Source organism: Thiorhodovibrio winogradskyi (genome assembly GCF_036208045.1).
In the GTDB taxonomy this organism is placed as follows: Bacteria; Pseudomonadota; Gammaproteobacteria; order Chromatiales; family Chromatiaceae; genus Thiorhodovibrio; species Thiorhodovibrio winogradskyi.
Genome location: NZ_CP121472.1, coordinates 217,283 through 240,258 on the forward strand (window position 1 = coordinate 217,283; position 22,976 = coordinate 240,258).

Annotated in this window: 22 protein-coding genes, 1 tRNA gene and 1 pseudogene; 15 read left to right on the plus strand and 9 right to left on the minus strand. The window is 62.2% G+C overall.

Going from position 1 to position 22,976, the window contains the following annotated elements; all coding sequences use genetic code 11:
- Positions 1 to 127 precede the first annotated feature (127 nt).
- From rfbC to Thiowin_RS01220, 8 genes and pseudogenes are all read left to right on the plus strand, one after another.
- Positions 128 to 688, plus strand: a complete 561-nt coding sequence (rfbC, locus tag Thiowin_RS01185; RefSeq protein ID WP_328985929.1) for a dTDP-4-dehydrorhamnose 3,5-epimerase — start codon at positions 128 to 130, stop codon at positions 686 to 688.
- A gap of 111 nt (positions 689 to 799) precedes the next feature.
- A complete protein-coding gene (locus tag Thiowin_RS01190; protein ID WP_328985930.1) occupies positions 800 to 1,090 on the plus strand; it encodes a hypothetical protein in 291 nt (96 codons plus the stop codon).
- Positions 1,091 to 1,312: 222 nt separating this feature from the next.
- Positions 1,313 to 2,440, plus strand: coding sequence for an IS110 family RNA-guided transposase (locus tag Thiowin_RS01195; RefSeq protein ID WP_328985931.1), 1,128 nt, complete (start codon positions 1,313 to 1,315; stop codon positions 2,438 to 2,440).
- A gap of 1,139 nt (positions 2,441 to 3,579) precedes the next feature.
- Positions 3,580 to 3,747: a hypothetical protein gene (locus Thiowin_RS01200; RefSeq protein ID WP_328985932.1), complete on the plus strand. Its 168-nt coding sequence runs from the start codon at positions 3,580 to 3,582 to the stop codon at positions 3,745 to 3,747.
- Between the two features lie 122 nt (positions 3,748 to 3,869).
- Positions 3,870 to 4,944 (plus strand): annotated as a pseudogene (locus Thiowin_RS01205) (reverse transcriptase domain-containing protein).
- Between the two features lie 376 nt (positions 4,945 to 5,320).
- Positions 5,321 to 5,989: a DNA methylase gene (locus Thiowin_RS01210; protein WP_328985933.1), complete on the plus strand. Its 669-nt coding sequence runs from the start codon at positions 5,321 to 5,323 to the stop codon at positions 5,987 to 5,989.
- Between the two features lie 121 nt (positions 5,990 to 6,110).
- A complete protein-coding gene (locus Thiowin_RS01215; protein WP_328985934.1) occupies positions 6,111 to 6,926 on the plus strand; it encodes an IS66 family transposase in 816 nt (271 codons plus the stop codon).
- Positions 6,916 to 7,413, plus strand: a complete 498-nt coding sequence (locus Thiowin_RS01220) for an IS66 family transposase (RefSeq protein WP_328985935.1) — start codon at positions 6,916 to 6,918, stop codon at positions 7,411 to 7,413. Before Thiowin_RS01215 ends, Thiowin_RS01220 begins: the two co-directional genes overlap by 11 nt.
- A gap of 119 nt (positions 7,414 to 7,532) precedes the next feature.
- Here Thiowin_RS01220 and Thiowin_RS01225 read toward each other — a convergent pair.
- Positions 7,533 to 7,607, minus strand: a tRNA-Val gene (locus Thiowin_RS01225).
- Between the two features lie 126 nt (positions 7,608 to 7,733).
- A complete protein-coding gene (locus tag Thiowin_RS01230) occupies positions 7,734 to 8,447 on the minus strand; it encodes an SDR family oxidoreductase (RefSeq protein ID WP_328985936.1) in 714 nt (237 codons plus the stop codon).
- Positions 8,448 to 8,633: 186 nt separating this feature from the next.
- Here Thiowin_RS01230 and uvrA point away from each other — a divergent pair, with 186 nt between their 5' ends.
- From uvrA to soxZ, 3 genes are all read left to right on the plus strand, one after another.
- A complete protein-coding gene (gene uvrA / locus Thiowin_RS01235) occupies positions 8,634 to 11,471 on the plus strand; it encodes an excinuclease ABC subunit UvrA (protein ID WP_328985937.1) in 2,838 nt (945 codons plus the stop codon).
- Between the two features lie 162 nt (positions 11,472 to 11,633).
- The gene (soxY, locus tag Thiowin_RS01240) at positions 11,634 to 12,098 is read left to right on the plus strand and encodes a thiosulfate oxidation carrier protein SoxY (RefSeq protein ID WP_328985938.1); all 465 of its coding nucleotides are present in this window, start codon (positions 11,634 to 11,636) and stop codon (positions 12,096 to 12,098) included.
- A 145-nt stretch (positions 12,099 to 12,243) separates the two neighbouring features.
- Positions 12,244 to 12,561, plus strand: a complete 318-nt coding sequence (gene soxZ / locus Thiowin_RS01245) for a thiosulfate oxidation carrier complex protein SoxZ (RefSeq protein ID WP_328985939.1) — start codon at positions 12,244 to 12,246, stop codon at positions 12,559 to 12,561.
- 176 nt (positions 12,562 to 12,737) lie between these two features.
- On the opposite strand, the gene Thiowin_RS01250 is transcribed toward soxZ, so the two are convergent.
- From Thiowin_RS01250 to Thiowin_RS01270, 5 genes are all read right to left on the minus strand, one after another.
- Positions 12,738 to 13,769, minus strand: coding sequence for a lysophospholipid acyltransferase family protein (locus Thiowin_RS01250; RefSeq protein WP_328985940.1), 1,032 nt, complete (start codon positions 13,767 to 13,769; stop codon positions 12,738 to 12,740).
- 77 nt (positions 13,770 to 13,846) lie between these two features.
- Entirely contained in the window at positions 13,847 to 14,341 is a 495-nt protein-coding gene (gene iscR / locus Thiowin_RS01255) for a Fe-S cluster assembly transcriptional regulator IscR (protein WP_328985941.1), read from the minus strand.
- A gap of 136 nt (positions 14,342 to 14,477) precedes the next feature.
- Positions 14,478 to 15,245, minus strand: coding sequence for a serine O-acetyltransferase (cysE, locus tag Thiowin_RS01260; protein WP_328985942.1), 768 nt, complete (start codon positions 15,243 to 15,245; stop codon positions 14,478 to 14,480).
- Positions 15,246 to 15,268: 23 nt separating this feature from the next.
- Positions 15,269 to 16,075: an RNA methyltransferase gene (locus Thiowin_RS01265; protein ID WP_328985943.1), complete on the minus strand. Its 807-nt coding sequence runs from the start codon at positions 16,073 to 16,075 to the stop codon at positions 15,269 to 15,271.
- A gap of 63 nt (positions 16,076 to 16,138) precedes the next feature.
- Positions 16,139 to 17,014 (minus strand): hypothetical protein, encoded by an 876-nt coding sequence (locus Thiowin_RS01270; RefSeq protein WP_328985944.1) that lies wholly within the window; start codon positions 17,012 to 17,014, stop codon positions 16,139 to 16,141.
- A 236-nt stretch (positions 17,015 to 17,250) separates the two neighbouring features.
- Between Thiowin_RS01270 and Thiowin_RS01275 the strand changes: the two genes are divergently transcribed.
- From Thiowin_RS01275 to Thiowin_RS01290, 4 genes are all read left to right on the plus strand, one after another.
- Positions 17,251 to 18,048: an inositol monophosphatase family protein gene (locus Thiowin_RS01275; protein WP_328985945.1), complete on the plus strand. Its 798-nt coding sequence runs from the start codon at positions 17,251 to 17,253 to the stop codon at positions 18,046 to 18,048.
- 123 nt (positions 18,049 to 18,171) lie between these two features.
- A complete protein-coding gene (locus Thiowin_RS01280; RefSeq protein ID WP_328985946.1) occupies positions 18,172 to 19,908 on the plus strand; it encodes a 2-oxoacid:acceptor oxidoreductase subunit alpha in 1,737 nt (578 codons plus the stop codon).
- Positions 19,901 to 20,785: a thiamine pyrophosphate-dependent enzyme gene (locus tag Thiowin_RS01285; protein WP_328985948.1), complete on the plus strand. Its 885-nt coding sequence runs from the start codon at positions 19,901 to 19,903 to the stop codon at positions 20,783 to 20,785. The genes Thiowin_RS01280 and Thiowin_RS01285 overlap by 8 nt, the downstream gene beginning before the upstream one ends.
- 74 nt (positions 20,786 to 20,859) lie before the next feature.
- Positions 20,860 to 21,330: a ferritin family protein gene (locus tag Thiowin_RS01290; protein WP_328988174.1), complete on the plus strand. Its 471-nt coding sequence runs from the start codon at positions 20,860 to 20,862 to the stop codon at positions 21,328 to 21,330.
- A 169-nt stretch (positions 21,331 to 21,499) separates the two neighbouring features.
- Here the strand turns inward: Thiowin_RS01290 and Thiowin_RS01295 are convergent, their stop codons facing one another.
- Both Thiowin_RS01295 and Thiowin_RS01300 read right to left on the minus strand, forming a co-directional pair.
- A complete protein-coding gene (locus Thiowin_RS01295; RefSeq protein ID WP_328985949.1) occupies positions 21,500 to 21,865 on the minus strand; it encodes a sulfur globule family protein in 366 nt (121 codons plus the stop codon).
- 265 nt (positions 21,866 to 22,130) lie between these two features.
- Positions 22,131 to 22,847, minus strand: coding sequence for an HAD family hydrolase (locus Thiowin_RS01300; RefSeq protein WP_328985950.1), 717 nt, complete (start codon positions 22,845 to 22,847; stop codon positions 22,131 to 22,133).
- Positions 22,848 to 22,976 lie beyond the last annotated feature (129 nt).

Below are 22,976 nucleotides of genomic sequence, written 5' to 3' on the forward strand. Positions count from 1 at the left end.
GGGTCCAGGCTCGGTTCAGTTTTCAAGGTAATGCCGTGTATTCCCATATATTGCGGAATCAAAGGGGTCAGGCACGAATTAAATTCACAAGTCAACTCTGAATAATTCTCCTCATAGGATGTTGCCAATGCCACCTGTCGTCGAATCACTCGCCATCCCCGCCGTCAAGCTGATCCACCCGCAAAAACACGGCGACGCACGCGGTTTTTTCTCCGAGACCTACAGCCAAGGCGACCTCGCCACCGCCGGCATCGACATCCACTTCGTGCAAGACAACCATGCCTTCTCCGTCGAACGCGGCACCCTGCGCGGCCTGCACTTCCAGACCCCGCCCTTCGCCCAACACAAACTGATCCGCGTCATCCGTGGCGCCATCCTGGATGTTGCCGTCGACCTGCGCACCTGCTCGCCGACCTACGGCCAGCACGTCTCAGCCATGATCTCCGCCGAGGCCTGGAACCAACTCCTCGTCCCCATCGGCTTCGCCCATGGCCTGATGACCCTCGAACCCAACACCGAAGTGCTCTACAAGGTCTCGAGCAGCTACTCCCCCGAACACGACAAAGGCCTGCTGTGGAACGACCCCGCCCTGGCCATCGACTGGCCACTTGTTCCCGATGCCGCCATCCTCTCCGATAAAGATCGGCGCCAACCGACCCTGGCCGAACTCCCGGCCTATTTTGAATAGACGCGACCAGGGTGAATGCCTCGGAACCCACCCTCGCCGCGCCCATGGCCAAGAACGGCTATGGCCGCTATTTGCTTGACCTGCTGACGGATGCACCACCCATCACCGCGCATGCCACCGACTCCGTCTGACCCCAACACCCCCCAAGCCGCCCTGTGGCTCTGGCGCGCCGCCCTGGCCATTGACGCCGGCGACCTCCCGCGCGCGCGGGCCATGACCCGTCATGCGCTGCGCGGCGGCTATGATCGGGCGCGCATGGCGCGCACGCTGATCGGCGAGCTGAGCCACGCGCCCGCCGTCCGCTCCCCGACCCATCGGCACCGCCACCCCTCCACCCACGACTTCCGCCTGGGGCTAGAATTCGGCTTCCCGCCCGGGCAGGCGCCCGCCACCCCAGCCTGACCCGCGAAGCCGAGCACCACCACCAGGCCGGGCGCTATCGCGAGGCGGCGCAGTGCTGGCAGGATGTCGCGGATTTGTTGCAGGAAGACACCCCGGATCACATCTACTAGCGCCTCGGCGAAGCCATGGCCGGCAACCTCGAGGGCTGGAAAATCAAAGAAACTATGTAGGCCATCCAAGTCTAAGCCTCGACATTAACCCCGAGCCACGAGGAGACCGAACATGACCACTGCCGCTGTCCAAACGCCGAAGACCACCCTCTATCTGGCCCTCGAGCTGAGCAACAAGACCTGGAAGCTTGGCTTCAGCAACGGCGAGAAGATCCGGATCAAGACCATCGAAGCGCGGGATCTTCCCGCGTTGCGCGAGCAGATCGAGATCGCCCAGGGGAAGCTTGGACTCAGCGCGGATTGTGTCATTGAAAGCGTTTACGAAGCCGGGCGGGATGGCTTCTGGATTCATCGCATCTTGGAATCCTGGGGGATTCACAGCCGTGTGGTCGACTCGGCCAGCATCCAGGTCAACCGCAAGAAGCGGCGCGTGAAGACCGACCGGGTCGACGTCGAAGCCCTGCTGGTGCAGCTCATGCGTTATCTTGGCGGAGAGAAAAAAGCCCTCGCGGTGGTGAACGTCCCCAGTGCCGAGGCCGAGGATCGGATGCGAGTTGATCGCGAGCGCGAGCGGCTGATCCACGAACGTGGCGCCCACAGCTCACGGATGAAATCCCTGTTCGTCGCCCAAGGACTGGTCATCGAGCGCCTCAACGACTCGCTGATCGAAAACCTCGATCACCTATGCACCGCCACCGGCGAGCCCCTCGGCGCCGACCTCAAAGAAGAGATCCGCCGCGAATATCAGCGCTATTGCTTGGCTGATGAGCAAATCCGCGCCATCGAGCAAGAACAAAAGCGCCGCGTCGAGCAAGCCACCGACGCGGCCTATGAGCAAATCGCGCGCATGCTCGAGCTCAAAGGCATCGGCTGGGTTTCGAGCTGGGTCTTGGTCATGGAATTCTTCAGCTGGCGCGGCTTTCGCAACCGCCAGCAGCTGGCCGCCTGTGCCGGGCTGACCCCCACGCCCTATGCCAGTGGTGATGACCAGCGCGACCAAGGCATCAGCAAGGCTGGCAACCGACGCATCCGTGCCCTCATGGTCGAGCTGTCCTGGCTATGGCTGCGCTACCAGCCCGACAGCGCCCTGAGTCGCTGGTACCGCGAGCGCTTTGCCAAGGGCGGCAAACGCATGCGGCGCATCGGCATCGTCGCCCTGGCGCGCAAGCTGCTCATCGCCCTGTGGCGCTATCTCGAACAGGGCGAGATCCCGGACGGCGCGGTGCTCAAAGCCGGCTAAGGCCCGCCGCCCGCGGAAGACATCCAGTCACCCCCAAACGGCCGAGCACAGCGCCAACGCCCGAGGAGAGAGCAACGCGACGGATCACGGTCAAGGTTGTCGAAAGCGCCCGACAGGCCCCTGGGCTGACCCCTGGTCATGCCGTTTTAAAAGAAGGGGCGCTTTCCTTTTCAATCGGTTTCAGCGGCGAACATCGCATGCAATTTCAGGTGACCGGGCTTCCCGGCACGGATAGAAGGTGGAGCGGATTCGCACAGAATCTGTCGGCTTTCAAACCGAGACAACCCATGGCTGTCATAACGCTCGCAATGCTCATGACACCGAGCAAAACGCGCTGACCAAACGGCCGCCATCGCCAAGGAGAACGAATAAGCTAGTGACGATTCAAAGTGAGTGATCAGGCTATTTGAAAGCGTTTGAACAGCGCCCGACGGCCTTGCCATGCACGAGCGTTTCGATAAACCACGCCCGCCCCTTCGGGGAGAGAGAAGCGCGGCATGGCGGCTGGTCTGCGCAATCATGCAATGCGATAATGAATGTAACATTCTGATTTGCGATGTTGGCGCTGAACAAAATAATCTCTCGAAAAAAGGGCTTGACAAAAACGCCTCATAGAAGGGGCCAGTGCGGCCTGGCAAGGCCGCGTGTTCTAGCGGGTTAGAGTCCCGCCTGGGTCATCGTGAGCCGCGAGCCCAGTATCAAGTCTTGCGGCGCGAAGGGTAACTGACGCGACGATGCGTAGGCGTGAAAACAGGCGAGGTGCAAAGGTAACGGGTGAAGCCGACCCTGAAGGTGTAGAGCCCCGAAAATTACGTTGGAGAGTGCCGACGGGTTTGGCCCCCCGGCAGGCAACAATGCATGTCGCGTCACTGGTCAGTGGCATGGATACTCCCCGGGGTCCGAGGCCGTGTCGAGCCTTATATTGAGAGCACGTGGTAACCAGGGAGATCCGTGCATCGGTCCGCTGGAGGCGGGCACCGGCGAACAAGTGTAAAAAGCGAGGACGCCGGCGGTGGTGCACGGAAGTCGGAGCCACTCGTAAGAGCGATGACGCCCGGTAATGCGGGTCGAGCATAAGGGGTGGCGGTCTGAGATAACGTGACAGTGACACACGTCCCTACGCTGAGAGGACTAAGAGCGTGACAACCAAACTGAAACGTTTCACACTGAAGGCGCGCGAGGAACTGCGCACGCGGTTCACCTCCCTGATGGGGTTGTTGTTTGATCCCGAGGGGTTGCTTGATGAGCTTCGGACGCCAAGACGGACGCCCCGATTGGGCACAGGGCGCCCGGAGTTGATGGGGTAAGAAAGGAGGACTATGCCAAGGGCCTATTGGCTCGCTTGGAGGACTTGTCGGCACGGATACGCCGACTGGGCTATCGGCCGCAACCGGTGCGGCGAACCTACATCCCGAAAGGGGACGGACGCATGCGTCCGCTGGGTGTTCCGAGTTTTGAGGACCGTCTGGTGCAGGATCGCCTCAGCCAAATCTTGCAGGCCATCTGGGAGCCGGAGTTTCTGGACTGCTCCTATGGCTTTCGCCCTGGGCGCAGTGCGCATGATGCGCTACGTCGGGTCGCGGAGGTCATCACCAACGAACGGACGTTGCGGGGTGGTTGAAGCTGACATCAAAGGCTTCTTCGACCACGTCTCCCATGCCCACCTGCTGCGCTTTCTAGAACATCGCATCGGCGATCCGAACCTTCCACGGATCATCGAGCGGTTTCTGAAAGCCGGCATCATGGAAGATGGCGTATTTGCAGCCAGCGTCGAAGGGACGCCGCAAGGCGGATTGGTCTCGCCCGTACTGAGTAATATCTACCTGCACTACGTGCTCGACCTTTGGTTCGAGAAGCGTTTTGCAAAGCAGTGCGCGGGCAAGGCCTACCTGATTCGCTACGCCGATGACTATGTGGCCTGCTTCACGCACGAGGTCGACGCCCGCGCCTTTCTCACCGAAATGCAAAAGCGCTTGGCCGAGTTCGATCTGGAGATCGAGCCGAGCAAGACGGCGCTGCTGCAAGTTGGCAGTGCCCTGTTGACATCAAGAGGGCTTGGACGCTCGCGGGTGCAATACCAAGGACCACGCACCTTCAGCTTCCTCGGCTTCACCCATTATGTGGGTCGGAGTCGGACGGGGCGCTTCGTTGTTGGTCGCAAAACCGACGGCAAGCGCCTGCGCAAGAAGCTCAAGGCCCTCAACGACCGCCTGCGGGAGATGCGTACTGAGGGAGGGAACGCCATGGTGGCGTTTCTTGCGAGGCATCTGCAAGGACACATTCAGTACTATGGTGTCAGCGGTAACAGTCGCGGGCTGTCGAGCTACATCTACTTTGCCCAACGGCTGCTGTTTACGTGGCTAAACAGGCGAAGCCAGAAGCGCTCGCTTAACTGGAAGCAATTCTCGGTCTACATACGCCGCCTCCTGCCCAAGGCAGAAATTCGCCACAACCTTTACCCCGTCCCTTGGTGGATGACTCAGACTGGGAGCCGGATGGTGTAACACTCCAAGTCCGGTTCTGCGAGGAGCCGGGTAACAAAGCTGCGCATGGTCATAATATTGTGGCACCGCCGGGAAACCAGGCGGAAACAGAGAAAACAAACCTTGACCTAAACGCGGACAAGTTCCCGGCTTACTCTCCGGCTCGGTTTAATTTTCAGCAAAGGAATTCAAAGGAATTCTGGGGACGGTATACTTAATTCTAGACGAAGAACGCCAAATGGGGTTACAGTTTTACCAAGGCGTTTGTGACGGTTGAGAAATTGTCGGGTAACTACTCCCCCCTCCCGAGCACCCCCACGCCGCCGCGCTAATCGCTTGACATCATAGCGGCGGCGACCTATGCCGCGGGTCCAAGATAGTGAGACGGACCGACAGCATGGGCAGTTACTTTGGCTCTAAGGCCACCTTTGGGTTGTGTCAGCCGATCATCGCGCTGATGCCCCCGCATGACTCCTACATCGAGACGCATCTTGGCGGCGGGGCCATTATGCAGCGCAAGCCCCCGGCGTTGCGCAACATTGCCATCGAGCGCAATGCCCGGGTGCTGGAGCGGTTCCGCTGCGACTATCCGGTGGAGCGCGTCCATGGCTGCGCGCATGCGTTTCTCGCCGATTACCCCTTCAGCGGCCGCGAGCTGATCTACAGCGACCCGCCCTATCTGCACAGCACGCGCAGCTCCTCGCGACGCTACCGCTACGATTACAGCGAGCAAGATCACCGCGACCTGCTCGCCCTGCTCAAGTCACTGCCCTGCGCGGTGATCCTCTCCGGCTATCCCTCGGACCTCTACGACCAACAGCTCGGCGACTGGCAGAGCCTGGAATTGCAGGTCATGAACCACGCTGGAGTCCGCACCGAGAAGCTGTGGTTGAACTTCACCCCCGAGCGTCTGCACTGGGCGCGCTCTGCGGGAAAGAACTTCACCGACCGCCAGCGCATCAAACGCAAAGCCGAGACCTGGGCGCGGCGCTATCACGCCATGCCCCCGGCGGAGCGCTTGGCGGTACTGGGGGCTGTGATGGCGGTGGAGGCCGAGCGCGCCTGAGCGCTGGCGATCGCCATGCCCAGCGTCAACAAGGCCTCCTAAGCGCGAGGAATTCGCCAGCCTGAAAACGCAGTTCGAGCAGCACTGCGCCGCCGGGCAGGTCAGCGAGGAGGTGCGTGCCTTGGTCGAGGCGTTGCTGATGCTCTTTGAGTTGCTGATGGCGGTGTTCATGGAGAAAACCACCACCAAGACCAGCCGCAACTCCGGGGTGCCACCGTCGCAGACCGATCAGGATGAGGACTCAGCGAATGGCTCCCGATCCGGCTCGCGTGCCAAAGGCCACGACCCTGCTCACAACCGCGGCCCCAACACCCGCACCATTGAGACGGTCACCAGGCTCCCCGTCGCGCAGTGTGGGCACTGCGCGGCGGATTTAAGCCAAACCCCCAGTCAGGGGGTTGAGCGACGCACGCGCATCGATATCGTCTTCGAGAAGACCGTCGATCACCTGGATGCCGAGATCAAGGACTGCCCGCACTGCGGGCAGCGCACCAAAGCACCTTTCCCCTCGGCATTCGCCGGGCCGGTGCAATACGGCTTGGGCCTGCGCGCCTCTGTGATCAATCTGCTGGTGGCGCAGATGGTCTCGCTCAAGCGGGTGGTGCAGTTGCTCAACACCTTGATCGAGCAGGTGGTCTCACAAGCGACCCTGCTCGGCTCTGTCATGCAGTTGCATCTGGCCCTGGCCCGCTGGGAGCAGGAGGCCATTGCGGCGCTGCTCGAACTCCCGGCCATCCATGTCGATGAGACCTCTCTCAAGGTCGAGCGTACCAAGTCTTGGATCCATGTCTACGCCGGCGGGGAGATCACGCTGAAGTTCCGCCGTTCCCAAACGCGGGGCCCAAACGCGGACGCGAGGCGATTGAGGCGATCAACATCATTCCCCGCTATGGTGGGGTCACCATCCATGACTTTGGGCGTCGTATTTGTCCTATGACCATTGCGACCATGGGCTGTGCGGTGCGCATCTGGTCCGCGAGCTGACCTTTGTGGTGGAGACCAACGGCTATCGCTGGGCGGCGCGGATGAAGGACTTGCTGCTCGACACCGCCAAGCAGGTGGCCAACAGCCCACACCCGTGCCTCTCGGAGGATGCGTATCGCAAGCTGACCAAGCGCTATCGCGTCATCCTCGCCCGGGGCGCGAAGGAGTTGCCACCCATCCCGCCACGCCAGGATGGCAAGCGCGGGCGGGTGGCGAAGTCTGATGCCCATAACCTCTGGGAGCGCTTGGAGCGCCATGAGACGGCGGTGCTGCTGTTCGCCAAGCGCCCGGAGGTGGCCTTTACCAATAACCGCGCGGAGCGGGACTTGCGCATGAGCAAGGTCAAGCAGAAGGTCTCCGGTTGCTTTCGAACCCGCCAGTACGCCGAAGCCTATTGCCGTATCTCCAGCTATCTCCAGACCATGGCCTATCGCGGCTAGAATCCCCTGGTGGCCATCCAAATGGCGCTGTTTGGGGAGATCTATGCTGGAGGGGGGTGAGTAGTTACGCCATTGCTTTTTGAGAAGTTACGCGCTTGCTCTGTAAGTCTATGATTTTATGGTGGGCGCGGCGGGTTTCGAACCTGCGACCCCTGCCGTGTGAAGGCAGTGCTCTCCCACTGAGCTACGCGCCCCGCGTTTGGCGAGTACCCTGAAGTCTAGCGGTTGCTTGCTGCGTGGTCAAATGGCGTGACGGCGGTGCGGCTATCCCGGTGGAAGCCGCGACCACCGGGGCTGTCGTCATGGCGACGGATGTTTCGTTACCAGGGAATGGTCTGGCCGTCGCGGAAGAAGCCGCCGCTGGGGCCATCTTCGGGCAGGGTGGCGGCCCAGACGATGCCCTGGGCGCCTTCCTCGATGGAACGTGTGGCGTTGTTGCCACCCATCTGGGTGCGCACCCAGCCGGGGCAGACTGAGTTAATCTTGATGCCAGTGTTTTTGAGTTCGTCGGCGAAGATACGGGTGACGGCGTTCATGGCGGTCTTGGATAGGCGGTAGGCAGGGGCGAAGCCGTTCATGTCGCTGAGTTGGCCCATGCCGGATGAGACGTTGACCACGCACCCAGTTCCCTGCATGAGAGGGATCAAGCATTGGCACAGGCGCAAGGCGGAGAGGGTGTTGGTCTCGAAGGCGCTGCGCAGGTCGCTGAGGTCGGCATCAAAAATGCTGGAACCTGGGGTGCCGGGTTGTGGGTCGGGGAAAATGCCGGCGTTGTTGACCAGGACGTCGATGCGACCGAATTCCTTGCCGAGATAGTCGCGCAGGGCCAGCACCGAGGGTTCTTCGGTGACATGCAGTGGCTGGAAGCGCACATCCAGGCCTTCTGCGGCGAGTTTGCCGGCGGCGGTTTGGCCCTCGGCCTCACGGCGTGCGGTCAGTACAACGCGATGGCCGCGTGCGGCCAGTTGGCGGCAGGTTTCAAGCCCTAGTCCGCGATAGGCGCCGGTCACGACGGCGACGGGTTCGGTAGCCATGGGCGATCTCCTTTATTGTGGTGCCATTTGCTGGTCTGGCTAGCCTCTGGGCTAGAACGCCAGTATAGCAGCCGCATCTTTAAGGCATGGTTGATTGAATTGGGTACTATAGCGATCCACTACATGGCCTTTTTTGCGAGGATCTTTTTTGCAAGCTCTTTTTGCAAGGAGTCGTCACTTCACCTGATGGATAAAATCCGCATCCGCGGCGCGCGTACCCATAATCTCAAGAATTTCGATCTCGACCTACCGCGCAATCGCTTGGTGGTGCTGACCGGGCTGTCCGGCTCGGGCAAGTCCTCGCTCGCCTTCGATACCCTCTATGCCGAGGGCCAGCGGCGCTATGTCGAGTCGCTCTCGGCCTATGCGCGCCAGTTTCTGTCGCTGATGGAAAAGCCCGATGTCGATCATATCGAGGGGCTGTCCCCGGCCATTTCCATCGAGCAGAAAACCAGCTCGCACAATCCGCGCTCGACAGTCGGTACCATCACTGAGATTCACGATTATCTGCGCCTGCTGTTCGCGCGCATCGGCACGCCGCATTGCCCGGAACATGACGAGCCGCTCGCGGCGCGGACGGTGACGCAGATGGTGGATCAGATCCTGGCGCGCCCCGCGGGCGAGAAACTGATGTTGCTCGCGCCCATCGTGACAGATCGCAAGGGCGAGTATCAGGCGCTGTTCGCCGAGTTGAATGCCCAGGGATTCGTGCGCGCGCGCATCGACGGGGTCTTGTGCGAGCTTGATGCCCCGCCGGCGCTGGAGGCCAAGGCGCGACATGCTGTCGAAGTGGTGGTGGATCGCTTCCGGGTGCGGGCGGATCGCGCCCAGCGCCTGGCCGAGTCGCTCGAGACGGCGCTGGCGCTCTCGGGTGGCCTGGTACGCCTGGCGCCCATGGAGCCTGAATCGGGCATTGCCGAGACCACCTTCTCGGCCAATTTCGCCTGCCCCCGGTGCGGCTATAGCCTGAGCGAGCTGGAGCCGCGCCTGTTTTCCTTCAATAACCCGGCCGGCGCCTGCCCGGCCTGCGATGGGCTGGGGCATGAACTGTTCTTCGACCCCGATAAGGTGGTGCGGGAGCCGGCGCTCAGCCTGGCCGAGGGCGCCATTCGCGGCTGGGACAGCAATAATCGCCATTACCATCGCATGCTTGAGGCGCTGGCCGCGCATCTGGGTTTTGATCTCGCCACGCCCTGGCACGCACTGCCGGAGGCGATTCAAACCCAGGTGCTGCGCGGCACCGGCGCGGACAAGCTCAAGCTCAAGCTGCCGCACGAGCGCGGCGGCGGCAAGCAACGGGTGTTCGAGGGCGTGCTGCCGATGCTGGAACGGCGCTATCGCGAGACCGACTCGACCTTGGTGCGCGAGGAGCTCGGGCGCTATCTGTCGCGCCAGCCCTGCCCGGCTTGCCAGGGCACGCGGCTGAACCGCTCCGCGCGCCAGGTGCGCATCGCGGGCCAAAATCTGCCCGCATTGTCGGCACTGCCGGTGGCCGAGTGTCTGCGCTGGTTCGAGATGCTGGAATTAACCGGCCAGCGCGCAGCCATCGGCGAGAAAATTCTGCGCGAGATCATCCAACGGCTGCGCTTTCTCGCCGATGTCGGCTTGACCTATCTCAGCCTGTCGCGTGGCGCGGATACTCTGTCCGGCGGCGAGGCGCAGCGCATCCGCCTGGCCAGCCAGATTGGCGCCGGGCTGGTGGGGGTGATGTACATTCTCGACGAGCCCTCCATCGGCCTGCACCAGCGCGACAACGCTCGATTGCTCGAGACGCTCAAGCGGTTGCGCGACAGCGGTAACACGGTGATTGTGGTCGAGCATGACGAGGAGGCCATGCGCACGGCCGACCAGATCGTCGATCTCGGCCCGGGCGCCGGGGTGCTGGGCGGGCGCATCGTCGCCCAGGGCACCGCCGCCGAGATCATGGCCGAGCCCGAGTCGCTGACCGGGAAGTATCTGTCTGGCGCGCGCCGCATCGAGATTCCTCCCCAGCGCCGCGCGGCGGACGGCGAGCGCTGGCTGCGACTGCTCGGCGCACGCGGCAACAATCTGCGGGAGATCGACATCGCCATCCCAGTCGGCACCTTCTGCGCCATCACCGGCGTGTCGGGCTCGGGCAAGTCCACCCTGATCAACGATACCCTCTACCCCATCCTCGCGCGCGAGCTGCATCAGGCTAGCACTCAGGTGGCGCCTTATCGCGAGCTGCGGGGGCTCGAGCATTTCGATAAGGTCATCGATATCGACCAAAGCCCGATCGGGCGCACGCCGCGCTCCAATGCCGCGACCTATACCGGGCTCTTTGGCCTGGTTCGCGAGCTGTTCGCCGCCGTGCCCGAATCGCGCGCGCGCGGTTACGGCGCCGGGCGCTTCAGCTTCAATGTGAAAGGCGGGCGCTGCGAGGCCTGCAAGGGCGATGGCCTGATTCGGGTGGAGATGCACTTTCTGCCCGATGTCTATGTGCCCTGCGATGCTTGCGGCGGGCGGCGCTACAACCGCGAGACGCTGGAGATTCGCTACAAGGCCAAGACCATCGATGAAGTGCTCAATCTCACCGTGGCCGATGCGTTGGAGTTCTTCGCCCCGGTGCCCCTGCTCAAGCGCAAACTCGACACCCTGATGAGCGTCGGCCTGTCCTACATCAGCCTCGGGCAGAGCGCGACGACGCTCTCTGGCGGCGAGGCCCAGCGTATTAAGCTCAGCCGCGAGCTGTCGCGCCGGGATACCGGGCGCACCCTGTACATTCTGGATGAGCCCACCACCGGCCTGCACTTCGAGGACGTACGCCATCTGCTCGCCGTGCTGCATCAGTTGTGCGAGCGCGGCAATACCGTGGTGGTGATCGAGCATAATCTGGATGTGATTAAAACCGCCGACTGGGTGATTGATCTCGGCCCCGAGGGCGGTGACGGTGGTGGGCGGGTGGTGGCGAGCGGGACGCCCGAGGCTGTTGCTGCCTGCATCAGCTCCATGACCGGACAGTTCTTGCGGCCCTTGCTGAATGGGCGGTCGCCGGTCCGTTAACTGATCGGGTGAATCTATTCGTCCGCCAAGTCGATCTTCGGCGACGCATGGCCGGGTTGCACAAAGTTGCGAGTCAGGTAAGCTTAGATACGAACCAAAAAACCTCCTGGTTTCGTGCGGTATTGACGGCGAAACAGGATGCAGCCCCAAAGGAGAAAGTCCATGATTGATCAAAAACGTAGAAAGCTTTTGAAAGGTTCCCTGGGTGTTGGCCTGGTGGCGGGTGCCGGCCTGCTGAGCCCGCAAGCGCTGCTGGCAGCCTGGCCCGAGGCGGCTTTTACGGCGGAAGACAAGGCCGCCGCAATGAAGGATCTGCTCGGTTCCGAGACCTTCGAGAACAGTGATGCCGTCAAGATTGAAGCACCACCCGTTGCCGAGAACAGCGCGGCAGTGCGGGTGACCGTCTCGACGGATCTTGAGGATGCCAAGTCAATCACGATTTTCGCGGCCGGAAATCAGAGACCGCTTATTGCCTCCTTCGAGTTGCCCGAGCATGCCGTGCCCTATGTGTCGCTGAATATCAAGATGGCGGAGACCGCGGATGTGATCGCCGTGGTGCAAACGCCAAAGGGACTTTTCGGTGCCGCGAGGATGGTGGAAGTGACCGCTGGCGGATGCGGTGCGTGAGGCGCGGTCGCTCCAGCCCAGACGGGACTCCGGGTTGGCTCCGGGGTGAATGGCGAGTAACCCCGTTTCCGACGTGACATTCAGACACAAGACCAAATCAGATTAGCGACAAGCGCCTAAAGCTTGTGCGAGAGGTAATGAAATCATGGCTAGCAGCATTCGAATCCGCGCCAAACTAGAAAATGGCGTGACCACGGTGAAGACACTGATGACGCATCCGATGGAAACCGGTCTGCGCAAGGACGAAGAAACCGATGAAACCATTCCCGCGCACTTTATCCAGGAAGTCACGGGCAAATGGAGGGATCAGGTGGTCATGAAGGGCCAGTGGAGTGGTGGCGTCTCCAAAAATCCCTATCTGTCCTTTCAGTTCAAAGGGGGTGAGCCGGGCGACGCCATTGAGATCAGCTGGATGGATAGTCAAGGCAACAGCGACAGCGCCACGACCAAGATAGCCGATTAATCCAGGGCTTGGCGAGGGGGTGAGGGGGCGGTTTCTGATCCGCTCTCTCATCCGCTATATCGTCCCACCCGTTTTGGCGCTCCTCCATGACCCTGCCCCTCCTATGACCCTGGTTTTGGAATCGCCCATCGCGCGTGCCGGCTTGATTTTGCTTTGGCGGCGAGCGCCCACTTCCTTCAAGATTCCGTCTCGGATGTCTTGAGCTTTGAAAGCCGCGCTCTTAGCTGCTTGACCTGCCGCCAGGCGGCGCTGTCGGATAATTGTCCGGCGTAAAACCTTGGCAGCCCCTCGGGTCGTTCACGAAAGCGCCGGTAGGGCCAGAGGTACTGTTCCGGGCAGACGCGCACGCACTCGGCAATTCCCTGATTCAATGCCGCGGCGGCTGCTTCATCGTCATCCGATGCGACGGCCTCGGGTGCTCTGAGGCAGTGGACGCGATAGCCCCGTCCCTGGTCAAGACGTTCCGCAAATAAAAAAACAACGGGCGCGCCTGTTTTGCGCGCTAGCCGGTTGACCAGCAGCATGGTGTAGGCAGGGATGCCAAAAAAGGGTGCGAATACGGCACCCTTGTCCGCCCGTGGTGCCTGGTCGGGCAGGATGCCGACATAGTCCCCGCGCTGTAGTGCCTGCACCAGGACACGGATACCTCTTGCGGTGATGGGCGCAAGCGTCGCGCCGCCGCGCTTGCGCGCGGTAAGAATCAAGTCATCCAGATATTTTTGCGGTTTGTAGAAAATCGCCGTGGGCCCCTGAGCCGCCAGATACTGGCCGGCAAGTTCCCAGGCGCCCAGGTGCGGGGAGAGAACGATCAGTCCGGTGCCGGGTTGACGCGCGAGCAACTCGGTGCCCCTGGTCTCGCGCACCAGGCGAAGTACCTCATCATTGGGGCGTAGCCAAAGATGCGCGATTTCCGCGTAGGTCTTGCCGAATTCGCGCAGGCAGTTGTCGCGCAGGGCGGTGGCCTGGTCCCGGCCGAGGCCCGGCAGGCATAGGCCAATGTTGATCAGCGTGTTGCGACGCTGGCGGTTGGGGAGCCAGGCAACCAGTGTGCCGACGGTGCCGCCGAGGCGATGGACGATCGGCAATGGCAGTCGGGCGAGCAGTTGCATCAGCGCGCGGGCGATGCGCTCGAGCCAGGCCCTTTTGTCGAGCCTTTTGTCGCTTATTTTTTCAAACAAAGTGTTGCGTTCAGTCGTGGGGGCGGCCATGAGGTGCGGACGACATTGATCCTGAGACTGATCCTGAGACTGATCCTGATACCGGGCTGGGATGTGGAGGCATCCGCTCAGGCGCTTGCCGGAAGCTGGCTGGGCTGGGCTTTTGACCTTGCCATAACGGGCTCTTGCCCGATCCGCGTTTGCTCGGCGTCGGTGGGCTGACCGCGACGCTCGACCAGGTCTTTCAGACTGATCTTATTGAGATACTCGTAGATGCTGTGGCTTAAATCCAGCCACAGATCATGGGTCAGGCAGGGGCCATCGTTATAGCAATCGCCAGCGCCACCGCATTTGGTGGCATCGACATGCTCATCGACCGCCGCAATGATTTCCGCCACCTTGATTTCATCGGTTTCTCGCGCCAGGTTGTAACCCCCTCCCGGACCCCGCACGCTGCAAACCAGTCGTTGTCGGCGTAGTTTCGCAAACAACTGCTCAAGATAGGACAGGGAGATGCCCTGGCGGCGGGCGATGTCCGCCAGCGCGATCGGACCCTGGCCCTGGTGGATGGCCAGATCGAGTACGGCGGTCACCGCGTAACGGCCTTTGGTGGTCAATCTCATGCGTGGCGACTCCTTGCGATGGAAAACGATAAGACATCCTACGATAGCTGAGTAAATCCATCAATTTTTCGCCGAGGGTCGCTGGCTGAGGCTGGCAGGAGCTGTTTGCCTCTGGCGGAGACTGTCATGGCGAACATCAGACACTGTGCTGTTCGGTGGCGGATTCCATCTCGCAGTTATCAAGATCATCGAGATGCTCGAAATGACGGGTCAGGCCATGCTCCTCCAAGGTGCGGGATAGCGTCTCGACGCGCTGGTCCAGCACATGAATGTGATCAAGCATGCGGTTGATGGCGTTGGCGACCGGATCCGGCACATCGCGGGTGGCGCCATAGGCATCAAAGCCAATGCGCTTGGCGGTATCGGCGCGGCGGCGGCTGGCGGCATCGGCGGGGCGTTCGATGACCCGGCCTGGCACGCCGATGACGGTGCAACCGGCGGGCACCGGCTTCACGACCACGGCATTGGAGCCGATGCGCGCGCCAGCGCCAATCTCAATGGGGCCGAGGACCTTGGCGCCGGCGCCGACCACCACATCCCTCCCCAGGGTCGGGTGGCGCTTGCCTTTCTGCCAGCTGGTGCCGCCCAGGGTGACCCCGTGGTAAAGGGTGCAGTCATCACCCACAACGGCGGTCTCGCCGATGACCACACCCATGCCATGATCGATGAAAAAGCGCCGGCCGATGTCGGCACCGGGGTGAATCTCGATGCCGGTGAACAGTCGGGCAATGTTTGATAACAGACGCGCCAGCCAGAACAAACGCGCCTGCCACAAGCGGTGCGAGAGTCTGTGCATGAGCACCGCGTGCAGGCCGGGATAGGTGGTAAGCACTTCGAAACTGTTGCGCGCGGCTGGGTCGCGCTCGAAGACGCAATGAATGTCTTCGCGAAGTCGTTGGAGCATGATGGCGGGTTGAGCAGGGTGGTTTAATTGTTGTTGGCGGCGGTATTGTCGGCGTCGGCGGCGCGCCCGAGTGCCTTGAGCATGCCGCGCAGAATATTCAGCTCGGTGCGGTCGGGGCGGGCGCGGTTGAACAGGCGTCGCAGCCGCCGCAGCAGCTTGTGTGATTGCTCGGGCTTGGCGAAGCCGACCCGAATCAGGGTCTCGCGCAGATGCTCGAAGAACCCGGCCATGTCCTCGGCGCTGGCGGTATCCAATGTCTCCCGCGCCGCGGTTGGCGGGGCATCGGGGGCAGTGTCGTGTGCGGCGTTCTCGGCCAGCCAGGCCTGGCGAATCTCGTAGGCGAACACCTGAGCGGCGGCGGCCAGATTCAGCGAGCTGAAGGCTGGATTCGCTGGAATTTGGGTCAGGTAATGGCAGTGGGCCAGCTCATCGTTACTGAGCCCGGAGCTTTCGCGGCCCAGCACCAGCGCGACCGGCCCTCGCGCGGCCTCCTCGAGCAAGTGCCGGGCGGCGGCGGCTGGGCTGAGCAGGGGCCACTCGATTGCACGGCGGCGCGCGCTTGCGCCGATCACCAGTCGGCAATCGCCGAGCGCGCCCGGCAGGCTGTCATGAATGCGCGTCCGCTGCAGGATGTCATCGGCACCGGCGGCGCGGGCCAGGGCCTCGGCATCGGGGGCGTGGCGCGGATTCACCAATGCGAGCTGTTCCAGCCCCATGGTTTTCATGGCTCGCGCCACCGCGCCCTGATTGCCGGTCAGACTGGTTTCCACCAAAACGAAGCGAATACGCGCCAAGGCGGTCAACCCTGGGCTCAGGTCGTCATCTGTCATGGGAGCGGAGGCGCGGAGGGTGATTTTGCGTCAGCTGGGACTGGTCGGGCGAAGTGGTCCCTATCATGCGCCTTGGATCCACTCGAAGCTTTGCACCACCATAATGCCCTGGTCCGCGGCCGCCTTGAGCTGCGGTGGTTCGGCAAAGTGGGTGACCAGGACCGGAATGGCTGGCAGCTTGTAGTGTCGCTCGGCCAATTGCAGGTGGCGCTCGAGCTGGCCAAATTTGGAATTGTCATCCAGGCGCACGACCGACTCCCCGACCACGATGACGTCTTCGCCATCGCGCACGGCGGGAGCGAGCAGGTTAATCTCTCGGCCGTCGATGGTCCCGCGAATGATGCGATCCTTGACTTGAATGCCATGCGTGGCCAAAAAACGGGGAAGCTCACGGTAGGCTTCGTTTTCCAGGGAATAGGCCAGGCTGCGCGAGAGTCCGCCGATCTGTGAACGCGAGGATTCGTCGTGGCGCACCAGTATCCCCAGCGTCTCGCGGATTTCCTGCATTGATTGTTCGCCGCGGTCCTGGGCCGCGGTGAGCCTGTCGAGCGCCTGTTCGGTGCGGTCCTGTGCCGCGGTGAGTCTGTCGAGAGCCTGTTCGTGGCGATCCAGAGCCGCGTCGGTTTTGCGCTGGAATTCCTGCAGGGACTGCTCGGTGCGATTCTGAGCCTCGGTGAGGCGATCCAGAGCCGCGTCGGTTTTGTGTTGGAATTCCTGCAGGGACTGCTCGGTGCGATTCTGAGCCTCGGTGAGGCGGTCCAGAGCCTGATCGGTTTTTTTCTGATTCTCGAGGATCTCGGCTCGCAGGTCGGCGAAATCATGGCGAGTGACGCTCTGCTCGCGATGGCGCTCGATTTCCTCGAGCATGGCGAACAGCACGATGCGCAGGCCGGGCTCAACGGTGTCGAGCTTTTTGATGAGTTCGAGGCTAAATGACATGGCGTTTGGGATGCGGAGGCCACGCTCTGGCAAACACGCGAATGAATATAAAATTTCCCGGACAGTGCGGGGTTGCGTCTATGAATGATAAAGCATCCTTGCCAGCTTAGCACCGCGCCATTGGGCGGCCAACTTGGACAGGCGTGACTGAAAACCAGCAAGTCGTGCCTCTGCCCGATGGTATGCGGGCAAGACAACGGGTGCCATTCCGGGCGCTCTTGGAGTATTCTGAGTCCATGGACCCCATGCTTCATATCGCCATTCGCGCCGCACGCTCCGCCGCGCGCGTTATCATGCGCTCTTTTGAGCGGCGTGACGAACTCACCATCACCACCAAGCAGCCGAATGACTTTGTCACCGAGGTTGACCGCGCCGCCGAGGCAGCCATTCTGCAGGAAATCCGTGGTAAGTACCCCAACCACGCGATTCTTGCCGAGGAAAGCGGCCAGCAGGCAGGCAATGAGTTCGAGTGGGTGATCGACCCGCTCGACGGCACCACCAATTATCTGCACGGTTTTCCGCAGTTTGCCATTTCCATCGGGCTGCGCTATCGCGGCCAGATGCAGCAGGCGGTGGTCTATGACCCGCTGCGCGAGGAATTGTTCACCGCCAGTCGCGGCGGCGGCGCGCTGCTCAATGACCGGCGCCTGCGCGTCAGCAGCAGGCGCGATCTGCGTGGTGCATTGCTTGGCACCGGCGTCCCCTTCAAGGACCAGGCGCAACTCGAGTTGTTTCTCGAGACCCTGCGGGTGCTGGTGCCAGAGACCGCCGGCGTGCGACGCCCTGGCTCGGCGGCGCTGGATTTTGCCTATTTGGCCGCCGGGCGCATCGACGGCTTCTGGGAGTTCGGCCTTTCGCCCTGGGATTTCGCCGCTGGTGCCCTGCTGGTGCTCGAGGCCGGCGGCACAGTGACCGACATGGCCGGTGGTGATCGTTTTTTCGACACCGGCAATGTCCTGGCCGGAAATCTGCGCGTCCATCAGGGCATGCTCGAGCGCCTGAAGCCCGTGCTCAGCGGTCGCCTGAAGGCCTGATAGCCCTCCCAGCTTGATGATGTCTGATGCCTTGGTTCCAGTGCTCTGGGGCTGAAGCGGAATAATCTGGTGCCAGGTCGCGCCTGTCGCAATGGCGCTGGCCCGGGCCGAAGCGAGAAGTGAATGTCTGATTGTTATCAATCCTGCGCCATCACCGGCTCGGGCGGGAGCGGCGCCGTCACCGCCGGCATGCTGGTGCTCGAGGCGGCGGCGCGCGCCGGTAACCATGGCTTGATGACCCGCTCCGCTGGCCCGCAGATTCGCGGTGGTGAGTCGGCCGCCATGCTGCGCTTTGGCCCCGCGCCCGTGACCTGCATGGGGGACAGCTTCAGTATCCTGGCCGCGCTCGACTGGGGGAATTTCGCCCGCTTTGCCGGCGAGATTCCGCTCACGGCCGAGACCCTCATCCTGGCGGATCCCGGCGCCGGAAAACTGCCCCCCGAGCTCGAAGCCTATCGCGCGCAAACACGATGGATCAATCTGCGCGAACTCGCCGATGCACTCCCTGGCGGGCGCTTCAACATGGTGGCGGTCGGCGCCATTGCGGCTTGCGCCGCCTTGCCGCTCAAGGCGGTGCTCGACGCCGCTGCCGCGATTCTGAACACCAAAGGGCCAGAGGTCACAGAGACAGCGCATGGGTGCATTCGCCTTGGTTACCAGCAGTTGCCAACGGATGGGCGTTCACGCTCCGCACTGCCCGAGGTGCCGCGCCGTTGGAGTCTGAGCGGAAACGAGGCCGCCGGGTTGGGCGCGCTACGCGGTGGCGTGCGTTTTGTGGCTGCCTATCCCATCACCCCGGCCACCGAGGTTCTAGAGTGGCTGGCCCCGCGCCTCGCGCGTTTGGGCGGGGCGCTGTTGCAGGCCGAGGACGAGCTGGCCTCCATCAATATGATTATCGGCAGCTCCTTTGGCGGTGTGCCCTCGATGACAGCCACCTCTGGTCCTGGGCTCAGCCTGATGATGGAGGGAATTGGGCTTGCGGTGGCGAGCGAAACCCCCATCGTGGTGGTCAATGTGATGCGCGGCGGGCCGAGCACCGGTATCCCAACCAAGTCCGAGCAGGCGGATCTGAACATCGCCCTCCATGGGCTCCATGGTGACGCGCCCCACCTGGTGCTGGCCGCGCTGGACATTGCCGACTGTGTGCTGACCCTGCACTGGGCCACGCGACTGGCCGAGCATCTGCAAACCGCCGCCATTGTCTTGTCTGATCAGTTGCTGGGGCAGTCACGCTCCATTGTCGACCCGCCCGAGATGCCCGATCTGCCCAATTTACCCCTTGGCCGTCGCTGCGCTGAAGCCGTTCCGGGAAGTGATTACCGGCGCTACCAGCTCACTGAGGATGGCATCTCGCCAATCAGCGCTCCCGGGCTGTCGGGTCTCAGCTACACCGCCGATGGGCTTGAGCACAACGAATCGGGCACCCCTTCGAGCATGGCCGCCGACCATGGCGCGCAGTTGGCCAAGCGGCGCGATAAGCTGACGCATTTCGATGTTGGCTCGCTCTGGGCCGAGATCACTGGTGAGATGACGGGCGCGGGCGATCTTTGTCTGCTCACCTGGGGGTCAAGTCATGGTGCCGTGCTCGAGGCGGCCGCCAGGCTCAGGGCCAGCGGTCGTCCAACCCGCGTGATTGGTGTGCGGCTGATCGCTCCGCTGCAGCGTGAGGCACTGCGTGCCGCCACGGCCGGTGCTAGCGTCTGGGTGGTGGAGCTCAATCAGGACGGGCAGTTATTCCATTACCTGCGCTCCGAGGCGGCCCTGCCAGAGGGGGCCAGGTCTTTTTCCCGCTCGGGACCGCTGCCGCTGCGCCCGGCGGAGATTCTCGACGCCATTGCCGCGGAGTCCGCCGATGACTAATCCCAGAACAAATTGGGCCAGAACAAATCGGGCTAGCACGGAGCGCGCCGGGCATCCTTCGACAACCTTGGGAGCCAAGGACTACAAGTCCGAGATCAAGCCGGTCTGGTGCCCGGGGTGCGGACATTTTGGTGTGCTGGCGGCCCTGACCAAGGCCTTTGCCTATCTCGGGTTGCCGAAAGATGAAGTGGTCACTGTCTCCGGCATCGGCTGCTCCTCGCGCATCCCGGCCTATATCGACGGCTATGGTTTTCATGGGGTGCATGGGCGCGCTTTGGCGCTGGCAGCCGGGCTCAAGGCGGCGCGACCGGATCTCACCTTGGTGGTCACCGGCGGCGACGGGGATGGCTTTTCCATCGGTGGCAATCATTTCCTGCACGCCTGCCGGCGTAACATGGACATGACCTATATCGTGATGGACAACGAGGTCTATGGCATGACCAAGGGCCAGGCCTCGCCCACGACCCAGCCCGACTGGTCACACAGTAAACTCACCCCGCGAGGCACGGGCGTGCCCAGGTTTCACCCGGCAGCCATTGCATTGGCCGCCGGCGCCAGCTTTATCGCCCGGGGCTTTGCCGGCTCTCCCAATGAACTGGTGCGTTTGTTGGTACAGGCGCTGGAGCATCCTGGCTTCGCGCTGGTGCAGGTGCTGAGCCCTTGCCAGACCTTTCGCCCAGAGCAGAAGGCCTGGAAGCAGGCCGTGCATACCATTGCCGAGCCCGCGCCGGCGGACCCAAGCGAAGCCGCGCGACTCATTCAGGGTGACGACGGTCTGGCGCTTGGTGTGCTCTATGCCCAGCGAGCACCTGTCTATCAGCCGCGCAACCAGGTCGAGGCTGAACTGGCGGACATCGAGGCTGAGTTTCTGCTATGAACCAAAGCGCATCCAAACAAGCATCGCAGTCATCGCAATCAATTGATTCGCTGGAAGAACTCTGCGCCCACGCAGTGGAATTGGAACACGAGTCAGCCGGGCGCTTCCACCAATTGGCCGACAGCATGGAGGTGCATCACAATGCCGAGGTGGCGGGCCTGTTCCGCGAACTCGCCCAGCTGAGCGAGGCGCATGCCGCCGCCATCGAGGCGCGCGCCCATGGGCTTGCGTTGCCGCGGATTCCGCCCTGGGAATTCAAATGGAACTGCCCGGACGGGCCCGAGAGCCATTGTCTGGACGAAGAGGTCAATTACTTGATGACAGCCACCCAGGCGCTGCGGGTGGCGTTGTTCAACGAGGAACAGGCGCGGGCCTTTTATCAGGGCATTGCCGATCACACCGGGGATGTCCGGGTGCGCGACCTGGCGGCGGAAATGGCCGCCGAGGAAAGGGAGCATGTCCGCCTGCTCAATGAGTGGCTGGAGCGGCAACCGCCGGACCTTGAACCCGCCGATGATCTCGATCCGCCGAATGTGCCTGAGTAGGGGCGAATTGATTTGCTCTGGCAGTCAGTTAAGCGAATCCATTCGTCCCGGTAGGCTCCAAGGCGGCACGCAAAAAGGCCGGCACCATGGCCGGCCTTCGGGTTCCGAAAGTCTAGATTTCGAGCCGGCCGCCAAGCGCCGGTAACGAACTGAACTGGATCAGGCGAACTTACTGCTTTTCGGCTGGCTGCTGTGGGGCAGGTACGCCATAGGGGGCTGGGGCACCATAAGGAGCCGGGGCGCCGTATGGAGCGACGGGCGCGCCATAGGGGTGGCCGTAAGGACCGCCGTAGTAGTAGGGGGCATCATAGCCATAGCCACGACCATAACCGCGACCAGTGCCGCGACCGCGACCACCGCCGCTGAAGCTCATGTTGAAGTCGCCATAGCCATCGCCGAACATGTCGTTCCAGAAATCGCCGACGCCATCATTGTAGCCGGGGCCGTAACCATTGCCGGGACCCCACCAGGCGCTGGCGGTTGCTGAAACACCCAGAAGTGCGGCCACGGCCGCCGCGGTAGCAAGCTTTTTCATTTTCTCGTCTCCGTCAGTATTGTGATCTCGAGTTGACGCCGGTGTGGCGACAACGAAGTTCATTATATTAGCATTTACTAATGTGTCAACCGAGAAATCACGCCTGAGATAGATTGCGAGTCGTCAATCCGACGAACGGTCGGTCCGCGCGCGGAATGCGAGCGCCCTATTTGGTGCCTGTGCCTGTGCCGCGCCGACGCTAGTCTTTAAGCCTCGAGTCCCAGGTATGCGTTAGCTGATACGAGGGGAGTTGAAGCTGGCGCGGCTAATCTGAATCCGACGCTTGATCTCGGACCTGACCCAGGCGTAAGCCAAGGGCATGAGTGACACGCTCGGCAAGTGCATCCGGGGTGGGCAAAATGACCTCGGCCGGGATCTCGTGGCGCAGATGCAGCCGCTCGAAGTCCTCAAACCCATAAGACACCATGAAAGGATGCATGCCGGTGCCGACGGCGGCGCGGTAGTCCTTCACCTCATCACCGCAGGCATAGGCACGTGCCGGATTGATCTTGAAGCGTTCGCGCAGTTGGCGAAAATACGGCAACTTATGCTCGCTCAATGGCAGGTGCACCAGAAAGTCGAGCATGCCGTGGTCCAGCCCATGGCGCTCGAACAGCCGATGCAGGGTGCTCAGTGGATCATTGGTAATGTTGCGGGTGACGATGCCGACTTTGACATCCGGGGCCTCGGCGAGCGCATGGATGAGATGCTCGATACCATCGAACATGCGCGCTTCCTCGCGGTAGACCTCGGTGAGGGTGGCAACCAGCTTGGTGCGCTTCCGCCAGCCAATCTGCTGGCGCAGATTTTGCGGCATCTCTTTGAAGCCACCAAGGTACTTAAAGATGTTGCGCCGTTTCTGAAAGCGTGCCAGCGGACCTATGTCCATGCTGTGATGGTTGAAGGTTTTTTCGATCGCGCGAAAGGCATCGATGGTGGTGCCATCGGCATCGAGGATCACCAGTCGGTCGTGGCTGTACATGGGTGTCGACTTCCGGCAGGCAGGCGCTTGCGGTGGCCTGCAAGTTACGCCTGCCGATTCGAGCGGGACAGCATCCGGCGGGCGCGGTTTCAGGGTGGCGAAATGATCCGCAAGCGCGCCTTCCGGTGC